The following is a 524-nucleotide window of genomic DNA, read 5'->3' as shown; positions in this document are numbered from 1 at the left end:
GGCGCATCCGGCGCGCGCGGCGCTTCGCCTGCACGCTGGATCCACCCGCCGCCCAGTGCGCGGTACAGATCGACCAGGTTCGTCCAGCGCGCCAGGCGCGCGCTGATCAGCGACTGCTGTGCCGAGTACAGATCCGTCTGCGCAGTCAGCACCGACAGATAGCTGTCCACACCGTTCTTGTAACGCAGGTCCGACAGATCGAAGCGACGCTGCTGCGCGTGCTCGTTGCGCTCCAATGCCGCGATCTGCTGATCGTACGTGCCGCGTGCGGCAAGCCCGTCCGACACTTCGCGGAACGCCGACTGGATCGCCTTCTCGTAGTTCGCGATCTCGATGCGCTTCTGCACATGCGCGAGATTCAGGTTCGCGATGTTCTGCCCGCCTTCGAAGATCGGCATCGTGATCTGCGGCGCGAACGACCACGCCGCCGTGCCGGCCTTGAACAGGCCGCCCAGCGTCGGGCTGCCGGTGCCGAACGCGCCCGTCAGCGAGATCTTCGGGAAGAACGCCGCGCGCGCCGCGCC

At 67.4% G+C, this 524-nt stretch carries 1 protein-coding gene; it reads right to left on the bottom strand.

The window, feature by feature from the left end:
- Positions 1-524: TolC family protein (locus J8I35_RS34435; RefSeq protein WP_209929401.1), on the bottom strand; the 524-nt coding region annotated here is incomplete at both ends.

This window comes from Burkholderia sp. CpTa8-5, from assembly GCF_017815045.1.
Classification (GTDB): Bacteria; Pseudomonadota; Gammaproteobacteria; order Burkholderiales; family Burkholderiaceae; genus Burkholderia; species Burkholderia sola.
The sequence above is the reverse complement of the archived record's forward strand: the minus strand, read 5'-3'. Positions and strand labels throughout refer to the sequence as shown.